Source organism: Natronocella acetinitrilica (genome assembly GCF_024170285.1).
GTDB lineage: Bacteria > Pseudomonadota > Gammaproteobacteria > Nitrococcales > Aquisalimonadaceae > Natronocella > Natronocella acetinitrilica.
This window is the reverse complement of the sequence record NZ_JALJXV010000027.1, coordinates 1-1421: the sequence shown is the minus strand read 5'-3', so window position 1 is coordinate 1421 and position 1421 is coordinate 1. Positions and strand designations below refer to the sequence as shown.

1 protein-coding gene is annotated in these 1421 nt (G+C 64.1%); it reads left to right on the top strand.

Translation table 11 applies throughout. The features are described from left to right. Positions 1 to 98 precede the first annotated feature (98 nt). On the top strand, positions 99 to 1421 hold a 1323-nt coding region (istA, locus tag J2T57_RS22065; RefSeq protein ID WP_253485961.1), incomplete at its 3' end, for an IS21 family transposase.

The following is a 1421-nucleotide window of genomic DNA, read 5'->3' as shown; positions in this document are numbered from 1 at the left end:
TATGCGACGACAATTGCTCTGGCCGGTTAACGACAACTACTTTGGCCGGTTGCCACTAAGCTTGACCGCTTTTCCACGGGACCCAGAAAGGGGCGGGGATGGCGGTCACCGAGCAACAGGTCAAGGTATACATGTCACAGCGAGAGAAAGGCAGCAGCCAGGTGGTGGCCGCCGCCAAGGCGGGGATCTCTGAGCGCACGGCACGGCGGCTGGAACGCGGGGAAGTAGGTCGCGGTCGGCATCCACGCCAGTGGCGCACCCGTGTCGATCCCTTTGCCAATGTCTGGAATGACCTGACGAGGCAACTCGAACGCGATCCGGAACTCCAGGCATTGACGCTGCTGGAATGGCTGCAGGAGCGCTATCCAGGCGAGTATCCGGATAACGTGCTGCGCACGCTGCAGCGACGGGTGAAAGGCTGGCGCGCGCAGCATGGTCCGGACAAGGAAGTGATGTTTCCGCAGCTCCATGGGCCGGGGCTGAGAGGGTTGTCCGACTTCACCATACTCAAGGACGTCACCGTCACCCTTCGGGGTGAGCGGCTCGATCACCGGCTTTTCCATTTCCGGCTCGCGTACAGCGGTTGGTGCCATGTGCGTGTGGTCTTGGGCGGTGAAAGCTATGCCGCCTTGGCCGAGGGGTTGACCGATGCCCTGGAACGACTGGGCGGCGTGCCGGCGGAGCACCGGACCGACAGCCTCTCGGCGGCTTTCAAGAACCTTGATGCCCAGGCGCAGGCGGATATCACGGAGCGCTACCGGGCGCTGTGCGGGCACTACGGCATGCGTGCCAGCCGCAATAATCCTGGGCGCGGGCACGAGAACGGCAGCATCGAGTCACCGCATGGACACCTCAAGCGCCGGATAAAGCAGCGCCTGTCGTTGCGCGGTTCGGCAGACTTCGACAGCCTGGTGGCCTATCGCGGCTTCATTGAGGAGGTGGCCGCGAGCATCAACCGGCGCAATGCCAAACGGGTTGCCGCCGAGCGGGCCGAACTCAAACCTTTGCCCTGTCGTCGTGGCGTTGCCTACACCGAGCTGATGGTTCGGGTGACCAGCTCTAGCACCATTGCCATCCAGCGAGAACTCTACTCTGTGCCGGCGCGGCTGATTGGCGAACGCCTGCGTGTCCATGTCTACGACGATCGCCTCGTTCTACACCATGGCGGCACCGAGATTCTGCGGCTTTTCCGGGCCCGGCCAAGCAAGGGGCAAGGTCGCCGGCGCTGTATCGACTACCGGCATGTCATTGCCTGGCTGGCGCGCAAGCCGCGGGCGCTCGCCGGGCTGGCCTTCCGCGACGACTTGCTGCCCGATGGGGCCTGGCGGGAGATCTACCAGCGCTTAAGCGAGCGCCTGGACACAGCGGAAACCTGCAAGCGCGTTGTTGCCGGGCTGAGCCTGGCGGCCGAACAGGACTGT